Genomic DNA, 21,646 nt, shown 5'->3' with positions numbered 1-21,646 from the left:
CGCCATCGGCACCGTCGGCAGCCAGATGTCCACCGAGGGGCACTGGTTCCACCCCGTGGAGCCCTCGCCCGACGCCTCCATCCGGCTGTTCCTGCTGCCCCACGCGGGCAGCGGCGCCATCATCTACCGCGACTGGGAGAGCCTGCTGCCCCCGGACATCGCGGCCCAGGCGGTGACCCTGCCCGGCCGCCACAACCGCCGGGAGGAGCAGACCTACGAGAACTTCTGGCCGCTGCTCGACGCCCTGCACGAGGCGGTCCTCAACGACCTGGACGAGCGGCCGTTCGCCTTCTTCGGCCACTGCCTCGGCGCCCAGCTGGCGTTCCGGCTGGCGATCAGGATGGAGGCGGAGGGCGGACCGGTTCCGGTGATGGTCGGCATGTCCGGATGGTCGCCCGTGGGCTTCTTCCAGCCGACGGAGGAGCAGAGCCGGATGCCGGAGCCCGAACTGGTCGAGTGGATCAAGAAGTTGGGCTCGTTCCCGGCCGAGATCTACGACAACCCCGAGATGCTCGCGCTCGTCGTGCCCGCCCTGCGCGCCGACCTCAGGGTCGCCGGGGACTACGAGGACGACGGCGCCGGCGTCACCTGCCCGCTCGCCTCCTACGGCGGCCGCAGCGACCCGCTGCAGGAGGCCCCGGACGCCATGACCCACTGGGCCGGACGCACCCCCGCCTACCTCGGCCACAACGAGTACGAGGGCGGCCACTTCTACATCGACACGCACGCCCAGGCCGTCACCGCGCACTTCGCGCACCGACTGCAGCGGACCGTGGCCAAGGCCGCGGGCTAGGGCGGACCCTGCGCCCGGAGACCGCGTCAGCGCCGTGTCAGCGGGGCGCGGGACAGTGACCCGATGACTGTGTTCCGGGTGCCGTCCCGCGCCCCGCAGTGCGTCGCGGACCCCCGCGGCCCGCAATCAACCGGCACGAAACGACCTAGGGAGGGTCGTCCATGACCACCGAAGCGGAACTGACCGGCAGCGCGGCCTCGGCCGCACCGCCACCGGACATCGAGGAGGCAGCCGGAGCACCCGCCTGGGGCGCGCTTCTGGTCGTGCTGGCCGGCCTGTTCATCACCAACCTCGACTTCTTCATCGTCAACGTGGCCATCCCCTCGCTGCAACAGGGGATGCACGCCACCGCGGCCGAGATCCAGCTGGTCGCCGCCACGTTCAACATCGGTCTGTCGGCCATGCTGATCACCGGCGGCCGGCTCGGCGACCTCTACGGCCGCCGGCGGATCTTCTCCATCGGCCTGGCCCTGTTCACGCTGGCCTCGCTGGCCTGCGGCATCGCGCCGAACATGGGCGAGCTGATCGCGGCGCGCGCGGTGCAGGGCGCCGCGGCCGCGCTGGTGATCCCGCAGGTCCTCGGCATCCTGACCACGACGTACACGGGCAAGGCCCGGGTCGCCGCGTTCAACGCCTACGGCCTGACCCTCGGCGCCTCGGCCGTCTTCGGGCAGCTGATCGGCGGCCTGCTGATCAAGGCGGACGTGTTCGGCTGGGACTGGCGGACCATCTTCCTGATCAACGTGCCGATCGGCGCCGTCGTCCTGCTGCTGACCCCGAAGCTGGTGCCCGAGTCCCGCGCCGACGGCCACACGGGCCTCGACCTGACCGGTGTGGTCCTGGTGACCGCCGGGCTCACCGCCGTCGTGCTGCCGCTGGTCGAGGGCCGCGAGCAGGGCTGGCCCACCTGGACCTGGGAGTGCCTGGTGGCGGCCGTACCGCTGCTGGCCGCCTTCTGGTACACCCAGCGCCGCAAGGCGGCCCGCGGCAGGTCGCCGCTGGTCAATCCGAGCCTCTTCGAGGATCGCGCGTTCGGTGTGGGCGTGGTCTCCCTGCTGGTGTTCTTCGCCGCGATGGCCTCCTTCTTCCTGGTCCTCGCGCTGTATCTGCAGGAGGGCCGTGGCCAGTCCGCGCTGCGGTCCGGGCTGCTGTTCATCCCGCTCGGCCTCGGCTTCTTCGTCGGCTCGGTGCAGGCGCCGAAGGCCGCGGCCAAGCTGGGCAAGCAGGTGCTGGCCCTGGGCGCCCTGCTGCTGGCGGCGGGTGACCTGGCGCTGGCCGAGACCGTGTGGCACCTGGACAGCAGCGGTTCCGTGGCCTGGTGCATCCCGGCCATGGTGCTCGGCGGGTTCGGCATGGGCTTCGTCGTCGCCCCGCTCACCTCGCTGGTCCTGGAGGGGGTGGCCCCGCACCACGCGGCCGCCGCGTCCGGTGTCTTCTCCACCGCCCAGGAGATGGGCAACGCCATCGGCATCGCGGTGATCGGCGTGGTCTTCTTCGGCGTGGCCGGGCACCGGATCGATGCCCACACCTACGCCCACGCCTTCGGCACCAGCCTGCTGGTGCAGGCCGGGTTCTGCGTCCTGGTGGCGGCACTGGTGCAGCTGCTGCCGCGGGCGCGGCAGGCGGGTGCCGAAAGCACGCCCGAGGCCGCCTGACCGGCGGCGGAAAACAGTCCCCCGACGGGGGCCGGCGAGTTCTCGCCGGCCCCCGTTTCCGTGTTCCCGGGAGGCTCTCACCTGCGAATGTTCAGAACGCAACCTTCCCTTTTTGCCAAGCGGAAACCAGTCATTTACTGGCTGAAAACGCGTCAGTAATCCATCAGATCCCTGTCAGGGCTGCTCATCAGGATGTCTCCAACGCTGGACACCTACTGGAAACCAGCCAACGGAGGGAACCCCTATGTCCGAATGCGAGCAGCAGCTCCCCGAGTGGCCGATGGCCCGTTCCTGCCCGTACGCGCCACCGGACGCCTACGCGGCGCTGCGCAAGGAGCCACCGGTGCGCGTGCGCATACGCGGCGGCGAGGCGTGGCTGGTGACCCGGCACGCGGACGTCCGCCAAGTGCTCAACGACAACCGCTTCAGCGCCGACGACCAGCAGCCGGGCTTCCCGATCCGGATCCAGCTGCCGCCGGAGCCCGGCGTGATGTCGTTCAACCGCATGGACGACCCCGAGCACGGCCGGCTGCGCCGGATGGCGATGACCGAGTTCACCGCCCGTCGCACCCGCGCCCTGCGCCCCGAGGTCGAACTCCTCGTCGGGCAGCTGCTGGACGAGCTGGAGAAGGGCCCGAACCCGGTCGACCTGGTGGAGAACTTCGCCGTCCGGCTGCCGTCGCTGGTGATCGCCCGCATGCTCGGCGTCCCGGAGGAGGACGAGGCGACGTTCACCGAACAGAGCAGGGTCATCCTCTCCCAGGACGCGACGCCCGAGGAGACGTACGGCGCGTTCGTGGAGATGACCCGGTTCCTGGACCGGCTGGCCGCCCAGCGCACCGCCGACCCGCAGGACGACCTGATCAGCAGGCTGGTCACCCGCTACGTGGCGACCGGCGAGCTGAGCCACCAGGAACTCGTCGCCATGGCCCGGTTCTTCCTGGTCGCCGGGCACGAGACCTCGGCCCACCAGATCAGCCTGAGCGTCCTCAGCCTGCTGCGCGATCCGGCCTTGTCGGCCGAACTCCGCGCCGACCCCGCCCTGTTCAAGCCGGCGGTCGAAGAACTCCTGCGCTACTGGTCCATCTCGCAGGACAACCAGGTGCGGGCCGCGGTGGCCGACGTCGAGCTGGGCGGGGCGCAGATCCACAAGGGCGAGGGCGTGATCGTGGCGATCCCCGGCGCCAACCATGACGAGTCGGTCTACCCCGACCCGGGCCGCCTCGACATCCACCGCAACGCCTCCGGCCACCTCGCCTTCGGCTTCGGCGCGCACCTGTGCCCCGGCGCCTCGCTGGCCCGCATGGAGCTGGAGGTCTGCCTGAGCCTCCTCTTCGCCCGCTTCCCCGGGCTCCGTCTGGCCGTCCCCGTCGACGACGTGCGCTTCCGCGAGAACACCCTCGTGTACGGCCTGGAGGAACTCCCCGTCACCTGGTGACGGCCGCTCCCCGCGGGTGACAGGAGGGCCGTGCCCCAGCACGGCCCCGCCCCCCACGCCGCTGCCCGCCCGCGGCCCACCCCCGTCAGTCCCTGATCAGCTTCGGGTCAGTCCTCCTTGGCAAAGTCATTACTCACCACCGACTCACACGGGCCCTTGCGGGGACCCGTGTCAGCGCTGTGTCAGCGCCGCGTCAGGGCACTGCGCGAAGGTGGCGTTCGGCGTCCGCGCACAACTCGGAGGTAAAGATTCCTCTTCCGCGCGTCGTCCGGACCCACTTCACCGTGCCCCACGCAGAAAGAGAGTCGGTGCCGAGGATCACCTTTGCCCCCCGATCACGGAGGACGAACATGTCACTCGCGGACCACACCGACATCCTGGACTGGCCCTTCGCCCGCACCGAGGACGGCAACCCGCCGCCCGTGCTGGCCGAGTTGCGCCAGGCACCCCCCTGCGTGGTGCGCATCCCGGCGGGAGCAGCCCAGTCACGACTGGCCTGGCTGGTGACCAGGTACCACGACGTGCGCCAGGCCCTGTCCGACCCGCGGCTGAGCGCCGACGAGACGTTACCCGGCGCCCCCGTGCGCATCCAGGTGCCGCCCGGGGGCAACCCCAGCTCGTTCCTCCGCCTGGACGATCCCGAGCACGCGCGGCTGCGCGGCATGATCCAGACCGAGTTCACCTACCGCCGCGTCAAGCGGCTGCGCGAGCCGGTCCAGCGGCTGGTGGACGAGCTGCTGGACGAACTGGCCGCCCAGCCCCAGCCGGCCGACCTGCACGCCGTCTTCTCCCGGGCGCTGCCCACCCTCGTCATCGCGCGATTACTGGGTGTCCCGGAGGAGGACTCCCCGTTCTTCATCGAGAAGACCCGCGTCATCATCTCCCAGGAGGACCCGGCCGTCTCCCAGGCCGCCTTCGTCGAGATGTCCGAGTACCTCGCCAAGCTGGCGCTGCGCAAGCTCACCGACCCCGGGGACGACCTGATCAGCAGGCTCGCCGTCAACCACCATGCGACCGGCGCCCTCACCCTGGACGAACTCGTCGGCATCGCCCGCCTCGTACTGGTCGCGGGCCACGAGACCACCACCAACCAGATCGCCCTGAACATCCTCGCTCTGCTGCGCGACGACGAACTGCGGGCCCAGGTCGCCGCCGACGACGGCGCGCTGATCGGGAATTTTGTAGAGGAATGCCTGCGATATTGGTCGATCTCCCAGGACGCCATGGTCCGCCTCGCGATCGAGGACATGGAGCTGGGCGGCGTGGCGATCGAGAAGGGCGACGCCGTGGTCATCTCGGTGCCCGCCGCCAACCACGACGAGTCCGTCTTCGCCTGCCCGCACCGCATCGACCCGCACCGCGACACCAGCGGCCACCTGCAGTGGGGCTTCGGCCCGCACTACTGCCAGGGTGCCCCGCTGGCCCGGCTCGAGATGGAGCTGGCCCTGCGCTCCCTGCTGCGCCGCTTCCCGAACCTCCGCCTCGCGGCCGACCCGCGCACGCTGTTCCGCCGCGGCACCGTCTTCCACGGGGTGACCCATCTGCCCGTGACCTGGTGACCGGAGACATCCCCGGTGCACCGCACAACCCACAACGCACGATCAAGGAAACGGAGTCGTCATGACTTCTGAATTAACCCCCGACGTCGCGGTGGAGGGGCGCGAGCGCACGACCCCCGTGGGCGCACCGGCTGCCGCCCCCTCCGCCGGTGCCCTCCTGGTGGTCCTCGTCGGGACGTTCATCACGGTGCTGGACTTCTTCATCGCCAACGTGGCCGTCCCCGCCATCAAGGCGGACCTCGACGCCACCGCCGCACAGGCCCAGATGATCGTCGTCGGCTACGGCGTCGCCTTCACCTCGGGCCTGATCACCGGCGGCCGGCTCGGCGACCTCTACGGCCGCCGACGGATGTTCGCCCTCGGCATGGTGCTGTTCATGGTGGCCTCGGCCGCGTGCAGCTTCGCGCCCTCGGTGACCGTGCTCGTGGTGGCCCGGATCGCCCAGGGCGCGTCCGCCGCGCTGATGGTGCCGCAGGTGCTGGGGATCATCGGCACGGTGTACACCGGCCAGGCCCGCGACCGCGCCTTCAACGTCTACGGCCTGGTCATCGGACTGGCGGGAGTCTTCGGCCAGTTCATCGGCGGCGCGCTGATCTCGGTCGACGTGGCCGGCCTGAGCTGGCGCACGATCTTCCTGATCAACGTCCCGCTGTGCCTGCTCTCCCTCGCCTTCGTCCGCCGTACGATCCCCGAGTCCCGCGGCCAGGGCGGCACCCGGCTCGACCTGGCCGGCGCCCTGCTGGTCACGGTCACCCTGGGACTGCTGGTGTTCGCGCTGCTCGAAGGACAGGAGCGGGACTGGCCGGTGTGGGTGTGGGAGTCGCTCGCCGGGGCGGCCGTGCTGCTGGCCGTGACCGTCCGGCACCTGCGCCGCAGGTCCGCCGCCGGGCGCGGTCCGCTGATCGAGCCGGGGATGTTCCGCTCCCGGCTGTTCTCGGTCGGCCTGGTCGCGACGGTCGTCTACTTCCTGGCCATGGGCTCGTTCTTCTTCACCCTCGCCCTCTACCTGCAACTGGGTCGCGGCCTGACCCCGTTGCAGTCCGGGCTGATGTTCCTGGCGCTGGGCGCGGGCTACTTCGGCGCCTCCATCGTCTCGGCCCGGTTCGCCGCCTCGGTGACCGCCCGCCGGGTCGCCGTCGGTCCGCTCGTCCTGGCCGTCGGCTACACCGCGATCGCGCTGACGGCACGCGGCCTGGACATGAGCGGACATGTGCTGTGGCTGCTGCCCGTCCTGCTGATCGCCGGGCTGGGCATGGGTCTGACCACCGGTCCGCTGACCAACCTGGTGCTGGGCGGCGCGGTCCCCGAGCACGCGGCCGCCGCCTCGGGGCTGCTCAACACCGCTCAGGAGGGCGGGGCCGCCGTCGGCGTGGCGATCGCCGGCACGGTCTTCTTCCCCGCGCTCGCGGACGCGGGCGGCAAGGCCGACGCCTACCCGCACGCGTTCGCCGTCACCCTGATCCCCCTCGTCTGCCTGGGCGTCCTCGCCTCCCTGCTGGTGCTCGCGGCCCCGGGCCGCGCCGCCCGGAAGTGAGCTCCCAGCCCCCCCGACCGTACGAAGGAAGGAGGCAAGAAGGGATGCCGTACCTCACCACCCGGGACGGAACCCGGCTGCACTACAGCGACTGGGGCGACGGACGGCCCGTCGTCCTGCTCGGCGCGGCCATGGCGGACTCGCGCATGTGGGAGTTCCAGGCGCCGTTCCTCGCCGGGAACGGGCTGCGCTGCATCACCTACGACCGGCGCGGCAGCGGCCGTTCGGACATCCCCTGGACCGGATACGACTACGACACCCTGGCCGGCGACCTCGCCGACCTGCTCGACCACCTCGACCTGAGGGACGCCGTGCTGGTCGGCTACGCGGTGGGCGGCGGGGAGTGCGTGCGCTACCTGTCCCGGTACGGCACCGCCCGGGTGGCCGGGCTCGCCCTGGTGGCCTCGACGACGCCGTTCCTGCTGCGCGCCCCGGACAACCCCGACGGACTGGAACCCGGGCTCTTCGACCAGGTGGAACAGGCCATCCGGACCGACCGGGCCGCCTGGCTGTCCGCGCTGACCCGGCCGTTCTTCGCGGGCCCGGAGCCGGACCCGGATCAGCTGCCGCTCTCCGAGCAGCTCGCCGGCTGGCTGATCGGCATGTGCCTGAACACCTCGCCGAGAGCCGGGATCGAGATCTACCGCACGCTGTTCACCACCGATCAGCGCGCGGAGGCGGCCGCGGTCCCGGTGCCCACCCTGGTGATCCACGGGACCGCAGACCTGGCGGCGCCGTACCCGCTGTGCGGCCCGCGGACCGCCGAACTGATACCCGACAGCCGGCTGATCACCTACGAGGGCGCTGCGCACGGCATGTTCGCGACCCACGCGGACCGGCTCAACGCCGACCTGCTGGCGTTCGTCAAGGAGTGACACCCGTCGCTCCCACCGCGTCCGGCCCCTGCGCAAGGGGCCGGACGTTCGCGTTCCGGCCCCGGCGTGCCGCGTCAGCGCCGTGTCAGCCCCGTGACAGCGCCCCTCGGCAGAGTGGAGATCGCCGCGACGCCGGGCGCACAGCCGGCCCGGTCCGCGGGTGCCGTCCGACGAAGGAGTACGCCCCTCATGGCAGACACCGCAGCCCCGGCTCCCACCCGGGCCCTCGTCCTGGGCAACCCCGCTTCCGGCAGCCACTCGCCCGAACTGGTCGAGGAGGTGCGCCAGTTGTGCGCGTCCTGCCTGGAACGCGCCGAGGTGCACCTCACCACCGGACCGGGCGACGCCACCGTCGCCGTGCGCCGGGCGCTGCAGCGGCCCACCGGGGCGCCCGACCTGATCGTCGTCATCGGCGGCGACGGGACCGTTCGCGAAGCCGTACAGGGCCTTGTGCCCGTCACCGGCAGCGCCACCCTCGCGGTGGTGCCCGGCGGCACCGGCAACTCCGGCTACAAAATGCTCTGGGGCGAGCGGCCCTGGAGCGAGTCCCTGAAGGCGGTCCTGACCGACAACGGCATCGGCGGCAGTGCCCGGCTCCGTCGGCTGGACCTGGCCCGCCTCGCCGAGACCCGCAACTACGTCTATCTGGGCGCCTGTTCTGGCGTGATCGCCGACGCTCTGATCACCGCCCGGGAGCTGCCCCTGACCGGACGGGAGCGCTATGCCCGCGCCTTCGCGGACACGGCCGACGGCTACCCGCCGTACCCGGGCCGGGTCACCGTCGACGGCCGGGTCGTGCACGAGGGCCCCACGGTCCTCGCCAACGTCGGCGGCGGCCGGTACCGAGGCGGCCGGTTCCAGGTGCTGCCGGACTCGCTGCTCGACGACGGACTGCTCGACGTCTGTGTCATCGGCAGCGGGATCGCCGCGGCCGATGTGCCCGAACTGACCTTGAACGCCGCGCACATGGACCATCCGGCGACCGTGTACGCGCGCGGTCGCAGGATCACCGTCGAGCGTACCGACGGCCTCCGGCTGCCGCTGGAGCACGACGGCGAGTACCAGCACGGCATCGGCGCCTCGGCCACCTTCGAGGTGCTCCCGGGAGCCCTCCCGGTCTGGGCGCCGGCCACCCCCTGAAGCCCGTACGAAGCCACCTGTCAGAAGAACAAGTCAAGCAAGTCACAGAGGAGAACGCCCGCATGAGCGACCTGACCACCACCGTCTCCCGTTACCTCGACATCTGGAACGAGGCGGACGCCGACAAGCGCGCCGCGGCCATCGCCGAGCTGTTCACCGCCGACGCCCCGTACATCGACCCGCTCGCGGCGGTCGAGGGTCACGAGGGCTTCGGGGCCGTGGTGGCCGGTGCCCGCGACCAGTTCAAGGGCCTCGCCTTCGAGCTGCACGGCACCGTCGACGCCCACCACGACCAGGCCCGCTTCCAGTGGGGCCTGGTGACCGAGCCGGGTGCCGAGCCGATCGCGATCGGCTTCGACGTGATCGTCACCGACGCCGAGGGCAAGATCAAGGCGGTCTACGGCTTCCTCGACAAGGTCCCGGCCGCCTGAGCACCACCCCCAACACCGCGGGAGCACCGGGGCGACGGTGCTCCCGCGGTCGTGTTCCCACCCGTGACGCACGCACGGCAAGGAAGGTAGCCGCCTCATGACCGCTGTCCTCGGGGAGAGCGTCGCCCGGGCACTGTGCGCCGACTGGGCCGAGCAGGCACACACCCTGCCCCGGGCCGGCCGCGGCCGCGCGCCCGCCGACACCCCGTTGCGCGAACTCTCGCACTGGGCCGCGACCCTGCGCCCGCAGCACATCCCGTGCCGGGTGCTGAAGCTCGCCGCGAGCCAGGTGCTGTCGCAGATCGCCTCCATCCGGGCCGGTCTCCAGCACCCCCTCGGCAGAAAGCTGGTGGCCGCCTTCGGGCACCCCATGCAGCGCGACCCGCGCCAGGCCGCCGGTGTCTTCGCCGCGCTCGGCTCCTGGCTGAACCTGGACGACACCGCGTACGCCGGGCACCTGTCCAACTCCACGGTCGCGGTGCCGCTCGCCTTCGCCTACGCCCGTCGGCTGGACGGGCTCTCGCTGCTCACCGCGGTGGTCGTGGCCAACGAGTGCGCGGCCCGCATCACCGCCTCCGCGACCCTCGGGCCGCTGCGCGGCCAGAGCGCCGTGCACACCCACCTGGCCGGCGCGGTCGCGGGCCGCCTGCACTGCGACCGGGCTTCCGCCTCCCTCTTCGAGAACTCCTTCGGGCTGGCCTTCGCGATGCCGAACTGGCCGCTGATGCGGGCCTTCCTCGCCAGTGACGCCCGGCTGTTCAACACCTTCACGCCGGTGCGCACCGCGATGGACGCCTGCGACGCGGCGTACGCGGGGCTGCGCGGGGCGCCCGACATCATGGAGCACAGCGACGGTTTCCTGGCCCGGTTCGCGACCGTGCCGCTGCCGCAGGCGGTGGCGAAGGGGCTGGGCCGCCGCTGGCACACCGACACGCTGTCGTTCAAGATGCACCCCGGCGGGCCCGGCATCGACGCCGCGGTGGACTGCGCCGCCGAGATCCACCGGGAACTCGGCCCGGTCAGGCCGCAGGACGTGGCCGAAGTGGTCGTCGAGGCCTCCCTGTACACGCTGTTCGCGGGGGAGCGGGCCGCCCAGTACGTCACCGGGCCCGGCTCACCGCTGGGTGCGCTGGTCCTCGACGTGCCCTATCCCGTGGCCACCACCCTGCTCACCGGCGAGTTCTCGGTGGACGACTTCTCCGCGCCGTATCTGGACGACCCCGACCGCTGGGCGCTGGCGAAGCGGATCCGGCTGGAGCACGACACGGAGATGACCCGCGAACTGTTCCTGTCCGACGCGCCGTTCGGCGAGGCCGTGCGGGAGGCGGGGGAGCTGGCCGTGCCGTGGCTGCGCGGCTTCGGCGGGGACGAACTCGTGGACCTGATCGGCGCGTTGCAGGCCGACGACCGGGACTTCTCCCGGTCCACCAAGGCCACCGGCGCGCGGGTCACCGTACGGCTGACGGACGGCCGCAGGATCTCCCGCACCCGGCTGATCCCGGTGGGCGCCGCCGGTCCGGAGACCCGGGCGGGCCACGCCGACCTGGTGCGGGAGAAGTTCCTGTCGCTCGGCGGCTCCCAGCAGGTGGCCGACACCGTCGGCGGCCTGCACCGGATGCGCCCACGGGCGGTGCGCCGCTGGATCGAGACGGCGTTCCTGGACTGACAGCGCCGCCGCACGGGTGCCGTCAGGCGCCGTGCGACATCGTCTCGTCGGTGCACACGAGGTGGATCTGCAGGTCGGCCGGGCCGGCCTCCTGCCCCAGCACGCCGTAGGCGAGGTACCGCCGCGTCGTCTTGCGCACGGCGAGGATCCAGCCGGTGGCGTGGTCGTTCGGCCGGTTCTCCAGGACGTCGGCCGGTACCTCGGAGAGCTTGGTGCCGGACTTGGCGGTGAGGACGTACCCCCCGCTCTCGACGTGCTGCATCCCGGGGCAGAACACCTCGTGACGGCTGCCGTCGGCACCGCCGTGGATGACAGGGGCGGCCGTGTGCTGCGGGGGCTGCGGTTCCGCGGCGGCCGGTGCGGCGGCACAGCAGAGCAGGGTCAGGGCGCCCGCGGCCACGGCGAGGGGCGTGCGTGTTCCCGGCATGGTGAGACTCCTCGGAAGAGCGAAGGGGACGAGTTCGGCTCATTGGAGCCCGCCGCCTCTCGCCGGGCCGTGCCGGACACGCAGCGTTACCACCCAACGGGGTAAAACGGTCAATCTTTCGAGCAGACGACCTCGAATCGCTACGGTGTGTGATTGAGTAAGCGCATTCCGTAACTCTACGTGGTCGCCCCATGCTGCCTCGTGCCGCCCGCGGCGCCGCGTGTTCCCACGAGGAGTCCCATGTCCCGCAGAGGGATCCCCCGCAAGGGGAGGTGGACGTTCGCGGCCGGCTGTGCCGCGCTCGTTCTGTCTGTCACCGCACCCGTCGCGCTCGGCTCCACCCCGTCCGCCACGCGCGACTTCGGCCCCCCGCCGGGGCCCGTGCGCATCTCCCGCGAACAGATCGCGAAGGAAGTCCGCCCCGAGGAGGTCAAGGCCCTCGGCCGGGCCCGCGCCGAGAACCTGGCCCGGGACCGCATCGGCCTGCGCGCCGTCGACCGCGGCTACCCGCAGCCGATGCGCAACCGCAGTCTGAAGGAGCACACCGACTCGCAGACGGTGACCAACGCGGCGTTCGACGCGTCGACGTCCGGGAAGTTCGCCCAGTACATCGACAGCCCGGACTACGGCGACCACGTCGCACTGCTCCCCACCGGCAAGGTCCTGCTGTTCTCCTTCGAGGCCGTCGAGGACAGCCCGAACAAGGAGACGGCGCCCACCGAGGTCATCGGCCGTGACAACGCAGGCCGCGCCTACGTCTGGACCCCACCCGAGAACGGCACGGGCACCGGCACCTTCAAGGCCGTACCACCGCCGGTCCTGAACATGGACGACGGCACGGACGAACCGCGCCCCGCCCCGATCTTCTGCGCCGGACACTCCTACCTGCCCAACGGCATGGTCGGCATCTTCGGCGGCAACCTCGGCGGCAACCACGGCACCGGAGCCCACCTCGCCCTGGTCTTCGACCCCTGGACCGAGACCTGGCACCAGCAGAAGGACATGGCCGAGGGCCGCTGGTACCCGTCGGTCGTCACCGGCGCCGACGGCCGGCAGTTCATCACCTCCGGCCACGGCGACATCGGCTGGGGCAAGCTCTCCCAGGCGATCGAGCGCTTCCCGGCCAAGAACACCGCGGTGTCGTACGACCCGTCCACCACCCCGGTCGACCAGGCACTCGACAAGTGGCCGGTCAAGGCCGAGTACTCGACCGACTACCCGCACCTGTTCTCGCTGCGGGACGGCAAGATCTACGGGTTCGGGCGCACCTACAACGAGCAGTACGTCTTCGACCCGCAGACCGAGACCGAGCAGCCGTTGCGCAACCGCCCCGGCGGCGGCATGCGCAACTACGGCTCCGCGGTGGCCCTGCCGAACAACACCCCCGGCAACGGGCCGGACTCCGTCCTGATCCTCGGCGGTGACCGCAACGACCCGAAGACGTACAAGTTCTCCGGCGGCCGCTGGGCCGAGGACAGCGCCCGCGCCTTCGGCCGAACCCAGGACGACACGCTGATCTTCCCCGACGGCCGGCTGTTCACCGTCAACGGCGGCTACGACATCCGCAACTACGGCAACGGCGACTACAACCCCAACGCCGACGACAAGTGGCGGCAGACCGAGATCCGCGGCTTCGACGGCACCTGGCGGGTCGGCCCCAGCCAGCGGCTGCCGCGCGGCTACCACTCCAACGCCGTCATCCTGCCCGACGGCCGCATCATGATCACCGGCGACGAGCTGCAGGAGATCGCCAACAACAAGGACATCAAGTCCGGGATGAACGGCACCATCGAGATCTACGAGCCGCCGTATCTCCACCAGGGCGGCCAGCGGCCAACCCTGACGGACGTGACGAACCCCACCGTGGGCTACGACAGCAGCCTCCGGATCAGCACCGGCACGCCCGAACTGGCCGAGAAGGCCGTCCTGATGGCGCCCATCACCTCCACCCACTCGGTGGACACCAGCCAGCGCCGCATCGAGCTGCCCATCACCAGCAGCGCCGGCAACAAGCTCGTGCTGAAGACCCCGCCGTCCGTCAACGACGCGCCGCCCGGCTACTACCTGCTGTTCCTGCTCGACGAGCGCGGCGTGCCCAGCATCGCCAAGTGGGTGCAGTTGCGGCCCGGCGCCTGACGCCCCGTACCACCTGTCACGTCCCGTACCGGAGGCCCGGGCGGCACCGTCCACGCGCCGCCCGGGCCTCCGGACCGTCCCCACCGTCCCCATCCAGCAAGGGAGTTCCATGACCACCCCGCTACCGCTGCGCGACAGCACCGAGATCCAGGGCGACATCCTCGCCGGGTTCAAGAAGGACTACATGACCCTGCTCTTCCTCCAGTTCGGCGACATGACCGCCGCCCGGAACTGGCTGGCAGAGCTGATCCCCTCCATCGCCACCACCGAGCAGGTCGCCCAGTTCAACCAGAAGTTCCACGACGCCCGCGTCAACTCCCAGGGTGACGACCCGAAGAACCTCAAGGCCACCTGGGTGGGCCTCAGCCTCACCTATCCGGGCATCCAGTTCCTCACCGGCAACGACAAGGTGTTCGACAAGGTGCCCACGGGCACCACCGTCCAGGCGTTCGTCCAGGGGTCCGCCGTCCGTGCCGAGGCGCTCGGCGACACGGGGTGCAACGATCCGAAGAGATGGATCTTCGGCTCCGAACAGAAACCCCCCATCCACGCCGTGCTGACCATCGCGGCCGACCTCAGGGGCGACCACGACACCGAGGTCACCCGCCAGACGGAGGCCGCCTCTCGCGCCGGAGTCCTGATCGTCCACCCGCAGTCCGGCGCCACGCTGCCCGGCAAGCGCAAGGGCAAGGAGCACTTCGGCTTCAAGGACGGCGTCAGCGAGCCGTTCGTGGTGGGCTTCGACGACCCGGAGGAGGCCGAGGGCGCCCGGATGATCCCGGCCGGCCAGTTCGTCCTCGGCGCCGACCAGGAGACCCCCCTGCCCAAGGGCGTGCCCGACTGGATGAAGTACGGCTCCTTCCAGGTCGTACGACGGCTCGGCCAGGACGTCCCCGGCTGGTGGGCGCAGGTCAACTCCGAGTTGGCGAAGCTGCGGGAAGCCAAGGTGGTGGACGAGAACACCAAGAGCGAGTGGCTCGGCGCCCGCCTGGTGGGCCGCTGGCGCTGCGGAGCCTCGATCGCGAAGTACCCCGACGCCGCGCCCCCGCCGGGCACCAAGCCCGACAACGATCTCAGCTTCAAGGACGACCCCCACGGCATCACCACCCCGCTCTTCTCCCACCTGCGCAAGACCGCTCCGCGCGACGGCCTGGTCGACGGGGGCGAGCTGGTCGACGAGAAGTTCATGGACCTACGCCGCATCATCCGGCGCGGCATCCCCTACGGCGCCCCCTTCGACCCCGCCAACGAGGACGGCGGCGGCCCCGACGAGTCCCGCGGCCTGCTCTTCGTCTGCTACCAGGCCGACCTGCGCCAGCAGTTCGAGTTCATCCAGACCGACTGGATCAACGACCCGAACTTCCCGCACGACCGCAAGCCCAAGCCCGGCCCGGACCCGATGGTCAGCGGCATGCTTCCCGGAGTCACCACCGGCGAGATCGCCTTCGAGAGCCACTCCAACATCAACGGCGACCGGAAGACCACCATCCTGAGCTTCAAGCCGTTCGTGACCACCGAGGGCTCGGTCTACGCCTTCAGCCCCTCCCTCACCACCCTGCGCGGACTCAGCCGGGGCCGCCTGGAGGGCGCGACCTCCGCCGGCGGCACCGGCGGGCAGACCGGGCAGCCGGTGCAGGCCGGCCCGATGGACGAGATCCTGCCCTGGCCGGACGTCGAGGGCCGTTACTGGACCTTCTCCGGGCGCACCGTCCGCGTCGCCGGCACCGGCGGCGCCGAGCTGGAACAGCTGACCACGGGGAAGGACGACCGTACGGGGACGGTCATGGACCCGGGTATCGACCTGTCCTCCTGGCCCGCGCTGGCGGGCGTGGACCGGGTCGACGCGATCCTGCCCGTGCCCGACGAGCAGGGCCTCAACGGCGAGAGCAGTTACTGGCTGTTCCACACCAAGGGCGGCACCCAGGTCTACCGCCGCATCAACATCGCCCACGACGCCCGCCACACCAGCCGCAGGATCGGCGACGACCAGCCGCTGTCCCGCTGGAACTCCTTCGGCGGGGTCACCCGGGTCGACGCGGTGCTGCCGGTGCCCGACCAGCGCCGGGCCGACGAAGCCGACGGCAAGTCGTGGTACTGGCTCTTCCACACCACCCCGCAGGGCCAGCGCTACCGGCTGATCTCCATCGCCGACGGCGGCATGCACACCGACGTCATGGAGCGCACCGACCGCGAGCTGACCAAGTGGGTCTCACTGCAGGGCATCAGGAAGGCCGAGGGATTCCTCTTCGTGCCGGGCCGGTTCCGGGTGAGCGGCCAGACGTGGTGCTGGGTCTTCCACGAGCAGCAGTACCGGGTGATCTCCATCTCCGACGGTGCCGGTCACCCGGACACACTGGTCCGCGAGTCCCGCCCGAACACCCCGTGGTTCCGTAGAGGCTGAGCCTCTAGAGGCAGTGCAGGTGCCGTGTCCGCGGCAGTAGGGCGCCGTGCGCCACATACAGGCGTACGGCGTCGTACACGCGATAGCGGATCTGCCCGTTCCGGTCCGGCTCGCAGGCCTGGACCATCTGGCGGTGCAGCAGCTCCTCCAGCAGGTCCACGGCGAGCCGCCGGGACGGTGTCACCCGGGTCGTCATCTCCTGAACGTCGAAGTTTCCCTGGATGCCAGCCAGTTGATGAAGAGCGGTCCGTAACGGGGGTGGCAGAGGCCGGTAGTACGCGGTCACGCTGGTGTGCAGGGACAGGTCCCCGACGTGCAGCGAGCGCAGCCGCTCGCGCTCGTCGGCCAGCCGGTCCGCGAGGTCGCCGAGGGACCGGTGCGGGCGCGCCGTGAGCCACAGGCCGGCGATGTGCAGGGCCAGCGGCAGCCCCGCGCAGGACTCCACGACGCTCTGCGCCGCCGGGCGCTCGGCGCGGATGCGGGCGGTGCCCACCAGGTCCGCCAGCATCCGGTGGGCGTCCTGCCGGTCCAGGGCGCCGATCCGGCGGTGGAACCCGTCGGGCAGCGCCGACAGTTCGCGCCGCGCTGCCACCAGGACCGCGCTCCTGTCCTCGTCCACGAGCAGCGGTCGTACCTGCGCCTCGCTGTCGACGTTGTCGAGGACCACGAGCACCCGCCGTCTGCTGAGCGCGTCCCGCAGCCGGGCGCGCGCCTCCTCCGGGTTCTCGGGGGCCGGGGCGCCGCCGAGGGAGCGCAGGATCCGGCGGACGAGCACGTCCGAGGTGACGGGGAGGGAGGAGGCGCGGTGCAGGTCGACGAAGACCTGTCCGTCCGGGAACCGGCCACGCACTTCGTGGGCGGCCCGCAGGACCAGCGAGGTCTTCCCGGCCCCGGGCGGTCCGACGATCACGACGGCCCGGCCGTGACCGGGCTCGGTCCGGGCGAGCCGGGCCGTCAGGTCCGCCGTCAGCGCATCGCGCCCGACGAGCCGGTGGCGGGGGGCGGCGGGCAGTTCCGCCGGTACGGCCGCGCCCGGGGGAGCGGGCGGGGATCCGGCGCGGGGCAGCCGGAGTAACCGCCCTGCCTCGCGGGACGGGAGCCCGAGCGCCTCGGCGAGCAGCAGCAGCGACTGCCTGCGGGGACGGGAGGTGTGACCGGTCTCCAGGTTGCGGATGGCCCGCACACTCAGCCCCGACCGCTCGGCCAGCTCCCCCTGGGTGAGGCAGGCCGCCTCACGGGCCCGGACCAGCGCGGCGCCCAGGCTGTCCGGGGCGGCCGCGACGTGCAGCGGGCTCATCAGCGTGCCGGCCGGCGCAGGGCCGCGACGAACTTGTAGCGGGAGCCCCGGTACACCGAGCGCACCCACTCCACCGGTCTGCCCTCGGCGTCCCGGGAGTGCCGGGACAGCAGCAGCATCGGCAGGCCCACGTCGGTGGCGAGCAACTGGGCCTCGCGCGGGGTCGACAGCGAGGTCTCGATCGTCTCGTCGGCCTCCGCGAGATGGACCCCGAACACCTCGGCGAGGGCCGTGTACAGCGACGGGTACGTGGCCAGCGACTGCCGCAGTCCGGGGAAGCGCCGCGCCGACAGATGCGTCGTCTCGATCGCCATGGGGTCGCCGCTGGCGAGCCGCAGCCGCTCGATGCGCAGGACGCGCTCGCCGACCTCGATGCCGAGGAGACCGGACAGCTTGGCGTCCGCCGCGACCTCGCCGATGTCCAGCATGTGCGAGGCGGGCTCCAGACCCTGGGCGCGCATGTCCTCGGTGTGCGAGGTGAGCTGGAGGGTCCGGTACAGCTTGGGCTGGGCGACGAAGGTGCCCTTGCCCTGGATGCGGTCGAGCCGGCCCTCCCCGACCAGTTCCTGCAGTGCCTGCCGGACGGTGGTGCGCGAGGTGCCGAGCCGGACGGCGAGCAGGCGCTCCGCGGGCATGGCGGAGCCGGGCTCCAGCGCCTGCGTCATCTCCAGCACCTGCTGCTTGATCCGGTAGTACTTCGGCACGCGCGCGGCGCGGCCGGGCGCCCCCGTGGGGTGCTGGGCGCTGCTGACGTCGGTGGCCATGCCTGCCTTCCCGGCTGTGTGGGTGGGCTCCCGTTATAGCGACCAACTGCCCTATGGTCTAGTCCAACCAGTGCAGGAGGTCTAGTCCAGCAGGCGCGCCGTCCGCGGTGCGTGCAAAAGGGGACGGGCGCTCCGGTGACTTTCTCGTAACGGCCGGATCGCCTTCCTGAACCACCCTTGACACCTCAAAAGGTCTAGGCCAAGCTCCACCGTACTGGTCTACACCATTAGTGGCCAGGTCCCGAGCCCTACGTGCAACAGCGTCGTACGCAGGTCACCGCCGAGGGCGTGGGGGGATTAGTGGCATCCCTGAGGAGGGTGGCGTGAAGCGCAAGCTTGCTGCCGCGATCGTGATCGCGGGCATGATGGTCTCCGTCTCGGCGTGCGGCGGCGACGACGGGAAGGGCACGGACAAGAACGCGGGTCCTGACAGCTTCAAGGGGCAGACCCTGACGGTCTGGACGATGGACGGCTCGGCTCCGCCGCAGTGGTCCAAGGATGTGCAGGCCGCCTTCGAGAAGAAGACCGGCGCCAAGCTGAAGTTCGAGATCCAGAAGTGGGACGGGATCCAGCAGAAGATCACCACCGCCCTCTCCGAGTCCAACCCGCCGGACGTGATCGAGGTCGGCAACACCCAGACCCCGGCCTACGCCGCCACCGGCGGCCTCGCCGAACTGGGCGACCTCAAGAAGGAGATCGGCTCGGACTGGACCCCGTCGGTCTCCCAGTCCTCCGTGTACGACGGCAAGCAGTACGCCGCCCCGTGGTACTTCGCGAACCGCGTCGTCATCTACAACAAGAAGATCTGGGCCAAGGCCGGCATCAAGGACACCCCGAAGACCCGGGACGAGTTCTTCAAGGACCTGGACACCATCGGCAAGAAGACCGACGCCGAGCCGCTCTACATGCCGGGCCAGAACTGGTACTTCTTCGACGGCCTGACCATCGGCCAGGGTGCCGACCTGGTGAAGAAGGACGGCGACAAGTACGTCTCCAACCTGGGCGACCCGAAGGTCGCCGCGGCCATGGAGACCTACAAGAAGTACGCCTCCTACTCCAAGGCCCCCAAGGACAAGGACGAGGCCACCCCGCAGCAGGCCCAGGTCTTCGCCAAGGGCAAGACCGGCGCCTTCATCGGCATGGGCTGGGAGGCCGGCACCGCGGTGCAGGCCAACAAGGCCATCGAGAAGGACCTCGGCTACTTCACCATCCCGGGCGCCACGGCCGACAAGCCCGAAGGCGTCTTCCTCGGCGGCTCCAACCTCGCCGTCGCCCAGGGCAGCAAGAAGCAGGCCCTGGCCAAGGAGTTCCTGAAGGTCGCCCTGTCCGACGAGTTCGAGGGCGAGCTGGCCAAGCTCAACGGCGTCATCCCGAACAAGCAGTCCCTGGAGACCAACCTCAAGGGCAACGCCGTCGCCGAGGCCGCCGCGCCCGGCGCCTCGGTCGGTGGCACCACCCCGTTGATCCCCGAGTGGGCCGCGGTGGAGAACACCCCGAACCCGATCAAGTCCTACATGACCGCGGTGCTGAACGGTAAGTCCCCGGCGGACGCCGCCAAGCAGGTCGAGGGCGAGATCAACAAGCGCCTGGCCCAGCAGAACTGATGACCCGCGCCGGGGGCGTCGGCGGACGCCCCCGGCTCAGTCGTTCAATACGGCCGGCAAGGCCGGTACCGCCACGGAAGAGATGGCAACTCATGTCAGTGCAGACCGAAGGCACGGACACGGCCGGGGAGCCCGCTGTCCGCAAGGCCCGGATACCAGGGCCGCCGAGGAGCGAGGACCACGGCTCCGGGTCCCCGTCCCGCCGCGGTGCCGCCGCCCCCTATCTGCTCCTGCTGCCCGCGCTGCTGGCCACACTGATCCTGCTCGGCTGGCCCCTGGTGAAGAACGGCATGCTGTCGTTCCAGAACCTCAACCCACGGCAGCTCATCCAGCACCTCACCGAGTGGAACGGCGGCGACAACTACAAAGAGGTCCTGAGCGGTTCGGACTTCTGGAAGGTCGTCGAGCGCTCGGTCGTCTTCACCGCCGCCAACGTCGTCCTGATCATGCTGCTCGGCACCCTGATCGGACTGCTGCTGGCCCGGCTCGGCAAGAAGATGCGGCTGCTGCTCATGCTGGGCCTCGTCCTCGCCTGGGCCATGCCCGTCATCGCGGCCACCACCGTCTACCAGTGGCTGTTCGCCCAGCGCTTCGGCGTCGTCAACTGGTGCCTGGACAAGCTCGGCTGGCACTCCATGGCCGACTACAACTGGTTCGGCTCCCAGTTCTCCACCTTCTCCGTGATCACGCTGATCATCGTCTGGCAGTCGATCCCGTTCGTGGCGATCAACCTGTATGCCGCCACCACCACGATCCCGAGGGAGCTGTACGAGGCCGCGTCCCTGGACGGCGCCGGAGCCTGGAAGAGCTTCACCTCGGTGACCTTCCCGTTCCTGCGGCCCTTCCTGTACGCCACGACATTCCTCGAAGTCATCTGGGTCTTCAAGGCGTTCCCGCAGATCTTCGCGATCAACGAGGGCGGCCCCGACCGCCTCACCGAGACCCTGCCGGTCTACGCCTTCGTCGAGGGCGTCGGCAACCAGCACTTCGGCGTCGGCGCGGCGATCTCCTTCCTGACCATCCTGGTGCTGCTCGCTCTCACCTCGTACTACCTGCGCATGGTGCTCAAGCAAGAGGAGGACGAGCTGTGAACCGCTCCGTCTTCGGCCGCATCTGGCCCAACGCGACCGCCGTCATCCTCTTCGTCGGCTTCGCGTTCCCCGTCTACTGGATGTTCGCGACGGCCTTCAAGCCGACCGGCGACATCATCTCCGAGAACCCGGTGTGGTTCCCGACGAACCTCACGGTCGGTCACTTCGCCAAGGCCGTGGACGCCGACCACTTCTGGACCCTGGTCCTCAACTCCGTCACCGTCACGGTCAGTGCGGTGCTGCTGTCGCTCGTCATCGCCCTGTTCGCCGCCTTCGCGCTCGCCCGGATGCGGTTCAAGGGCCGGCGCGGGTTCATCGTGACCTTCATGCTGGCGCAGATGGCGCCCTGGGAGGTCATGGTCATCGCCATCTACATGCTGGTCCGCGACAACGACATGCTCGACAGCCTGGTCCCGCTCACCGTCTTCTACGCGATCATGGTGCTCCCGCTGACCATCCTGACGCTGCGCGGATACGTGGCCGCCGTGCCGAAGGAGTTGGAGGAGTCGGCGATGGTCGACGGCTGCACCCGGACCCAGGCCTTCATCAAGGTCATCTTCCCGCTGCTCGCCCCCGGTCTGATGGCCACCTCGCTGTTCGGCTTCATCACCGCCTGGAACGAGTTCCCGCTGGTCCTGATCCTCAACAAGGACATCGAGAAGCAGACCCTGCCGCTCTGGCTCTCCCAGTTCCAGACCGCCTTCGGCGACGACTGGGGCGCCACGATGGCCGCCTCGTCCCTGTTCGCGCTGCCCATCCTGATCCTCTTCATCTTCCTGCAACGCAAGGCCGTCAGCGGTCTGACCGACGGCGCCGTGAAGGGATGACACCGCCG

Annotated in this window: 17 protein-coding genes; 14 read left to right on the top strand and 3 right to left on the bottom strand. The window is 70.6% G+C overall.

From position 1 onward, the window contains the following. Positions 1 to 25 precede the first annotated feature (25 nt). The 9 genes from ACIF83_RS12650 (at position 26) to ACIF83_RS12610 (ending at position 11,091) form a co-directional block, all read left to right on the top strand. Positions 26 to 793: a thioesterase II family protein gene (locus tag ACIF83_RS12650; protein ID WP_399726310.1), complete on the top strand. Its 768-nt coding sequence runs from the start codon at positions 26 to 28 to the stop codon at positions 791 to 793. 161 nt (positions 794 to 954) lie between these two features. Next, positions 955 to 2,448, top strand: coding sequence for an MFS transporter (locus ACIF83_RS12645; protein ID WP_399726153.1), 1,494 nt, complete (start codon positions 955 to 957; stop codon positions 2,446 to 2,448). A gap of 244 nt (positions 2,449 to 2,692) precedes the next feature. Next, positions 2,693 to 3,886, top strand: a complete 1,194-nt coding sequence (locus ACIF83_RS12640; RefSeq protein ID WP_399726150.1) for a cytochrome P450 — start codon at positions 2,693 to 2,695, stop codon at positions 3,884 to 3,886. Positions 3,887 to 4,236: 350 nt separating this feature from the next. After that, complete coding sequence (locus ACIF83_RS12635; protein WP_399726147.1) at positions 4,237 to 5,445, top strand: cytochrome P450; 1,209 nt, start codon at positions 4,237 to 4,239, stop codon at positions 5,443 to 5,445. A gap of 61 nt (positions 5,446 to 5,506) precedes the next feature. After that, on the top strand, positions 5,507 to 6,979 hold the full coding sequence (locus ACIF83_RS12630) for an MFS transporter (RefSeq protein ID WP_399726144.1): 1,473 nt from the start codon (positions 5,507 to 5,509) through the stop codon (positions 6,977 to 6,979). Positions 6,980 to 7,023: 44 nt separating this feature from the next. Next, positions 7,024 to 7,854, top strand: a complete 831-nt coding sequence (locus ACIF83_RS12625; protein WP_398140888.1) for an alpha/beta fold hydrolase — start codon at positions 7,024 to 7,026, stop codon at positions 7,852 to 7,854. Positions 7,855 to 8,043: 189 nt separating this feature from the next. Continuing rightward, complete coding sequence (locus ACIF83_RS12620; protein WP_399726141.1) at positions 8,044 to 8,994, top strand: diacylglycerol/lipid kinase family protein; 951 nt, start codon at positions 8,044 to 8,046, stop codon at positions 8,992 to 8,994. Positions 8,995 to 9,056: 62 nt separating this feature from the next. Continuing rightward, complete coding sequence (locus ACIF83_RS12615; protein WP_145884124.1) at positions 9,057 to 9,425, top strand: nuclear transport factor 2 family protein; 369 nt, start codon at positions 9,057 to 9,059, stop codon at positions 9,423 to 9,425. A 97-nt stretch (positions 9,426 to 9,522) separates the two neighbouring features. Beyond that, complete coding sequence (locus tag ACIF83_RS12610) at positions 9,523 to 11,091, top strand: MmgE/PrpD family protein (RefSeq protein ID WP_393473904.1); 1,569 nt, start codon at positions 9,523 to 9,525, stop codon at positions 11,089 to 11,091. Between the two features lie 22 nt (positions 11,092 to 11,113). Here ACIF83_RS12610 and ACIF83_RS12605 read toward each other — a convergent pair whose 3' ends face one another. Continuing rightward, positions 11,114 to 11,518, bottom strand: a complete 405-nt coding sequence (locus ACIF83_RS12605; RefSeq protein WP_393473901.1) for a hypothetical protein — start codon at positions 11,516 to 11,518, stop codon at positions 11,114 to 11,116. 240 nt (positions 11,519 to 11,758) lie between these two features. Here ACIF83_RS12605 and ACIF83_RS12600 point away from each other — a divergent pair, with 240 nt between their 5' ends. Together ACIF83_RS12600 and ACIF83_RS12595 are read left to right on the top strand one after the other, a co-directional pair. Then, positions 11,759 to 13,654: a galactose oxidase-like domain-containing protein gene (locus tag ACIF83_RS12600; RefSeq protein ID WP_399726137.1), complete on the top strand. Its 1,896-nt coding sequence runs from the start codon at positions 11,759 to 11,761 to the stop codon at positions 13,652 to 13,654. A 109-nt stretch (positions 13,655 to 13,763) separates the two neighbouring features. Continuing rightward, the gene (locus ACIF83_RS12595) at positions 13,764 to 16,055 is read left to right on the top strand and encodes a Dyp-type peroxidase (protein WP_399726133.1); all 2,292 of its coding nucleotides are present in this window, start codon (positions 13,764 to 13,766) and stop codon (positions 16,053 to 16,055) included. 4 nt (positions 16,056 to 16,059) lie between these two features. On the opposite strand, the gene ACIF83_RS12590 is transcribed toward ACIF83_RS12595, so the two are convergent. Further along, positions 16,060 to 17,352 (bottom strand): NB-ARC domain-containing protein, encoded by a 1,293-nt coding sequence (locus tag ACIF83_RS12590; RefSeq protein ID WP_399726130.1) that lies wholly within the window; start codon positions 17,350 to 17,352, stop codon positions 16,060 to 16,062. Beyond that, the gene (locus ACIF83_RS12585) at positions 17,352 to 18,116 is read right to left on the bottom strand and encodes a GntR family transcriptional regulator (RefSeq protein ID WP_393473889.1); all 765 of its coding nucleotides are present in this window, start codon (positions 18,114 to 18,116) and stop codon (positions 17,352 to 17,354) included. Before ACIF83_RS12585 ends, ACIF83_RS12590 begins: the two co-directional genes overlap by 1 nt. Positions 18,117 to 18,439: 323 nt before the next feature. On the opposite strand from ACIF83_RS12585, the gene ACIF83_RS12580 reads away from it, so the two are divergent. From ACIF83_RS12580 to ACIF83_RS12570, 3 genes are all read left to right on the top strand, one after another. Then, the gene (locus ACIF83_RS12580; protein WP_393473886.1) at positions 18,440 to 19,720 is read left to right on the top strand and encodes an extracellular solute-binding protein; all 1,281 of its coding nucleotides are present in this window, start codon (positions 18,440 to 18,442) and stop codon (positions 19,718 to 19,720) included. 92 nt (positions 19,721 to 19,812) lie between these two features. After that, positions 19,813 to 20,811 carry a carbohydrate ABC transporter permease gene (locus ACIF83_RS12575; protein WP_393473883.1) on the top strand — a complete coding sequence of 333 codons (999 nt, stop codon included), beginning with the start codon at positions 19,813 to 19,815 and terminating at the stop codon, positions 20,809 to 20,811. Continuing rightward, positions 20,808 to 21,638, top strand: coding sequence for a carbohydrate ABC transporter permease (locus ACIF83_RS12570; protein WP_393473880.1), 831 nt, complete (start codon positions 20,808 to 20,810; stop codon positions 21,636 to 21,638). Before ACIF83_RS12575 ends, ACIF83_RS12570 begins: the two co-directional genes overlap by 4 nt. Positions 21,639 to 21,646: the final 8 nt, after the last annotated feature.

Origin of the sequence: Streptomyces sp. NPDC085866, assembly GCF_044541035.1 — a bacterium.
In the GTDB taxonomy this organism is placed as follows: domain Bacteria; phylum Actinomycetota; class Actinomycetes; order Streptomycetales; family Streptomycetaceae; genus Streptomyces.
This window is presented reverse-complemented; position numbering and strand designations above follow the sequence as displayed.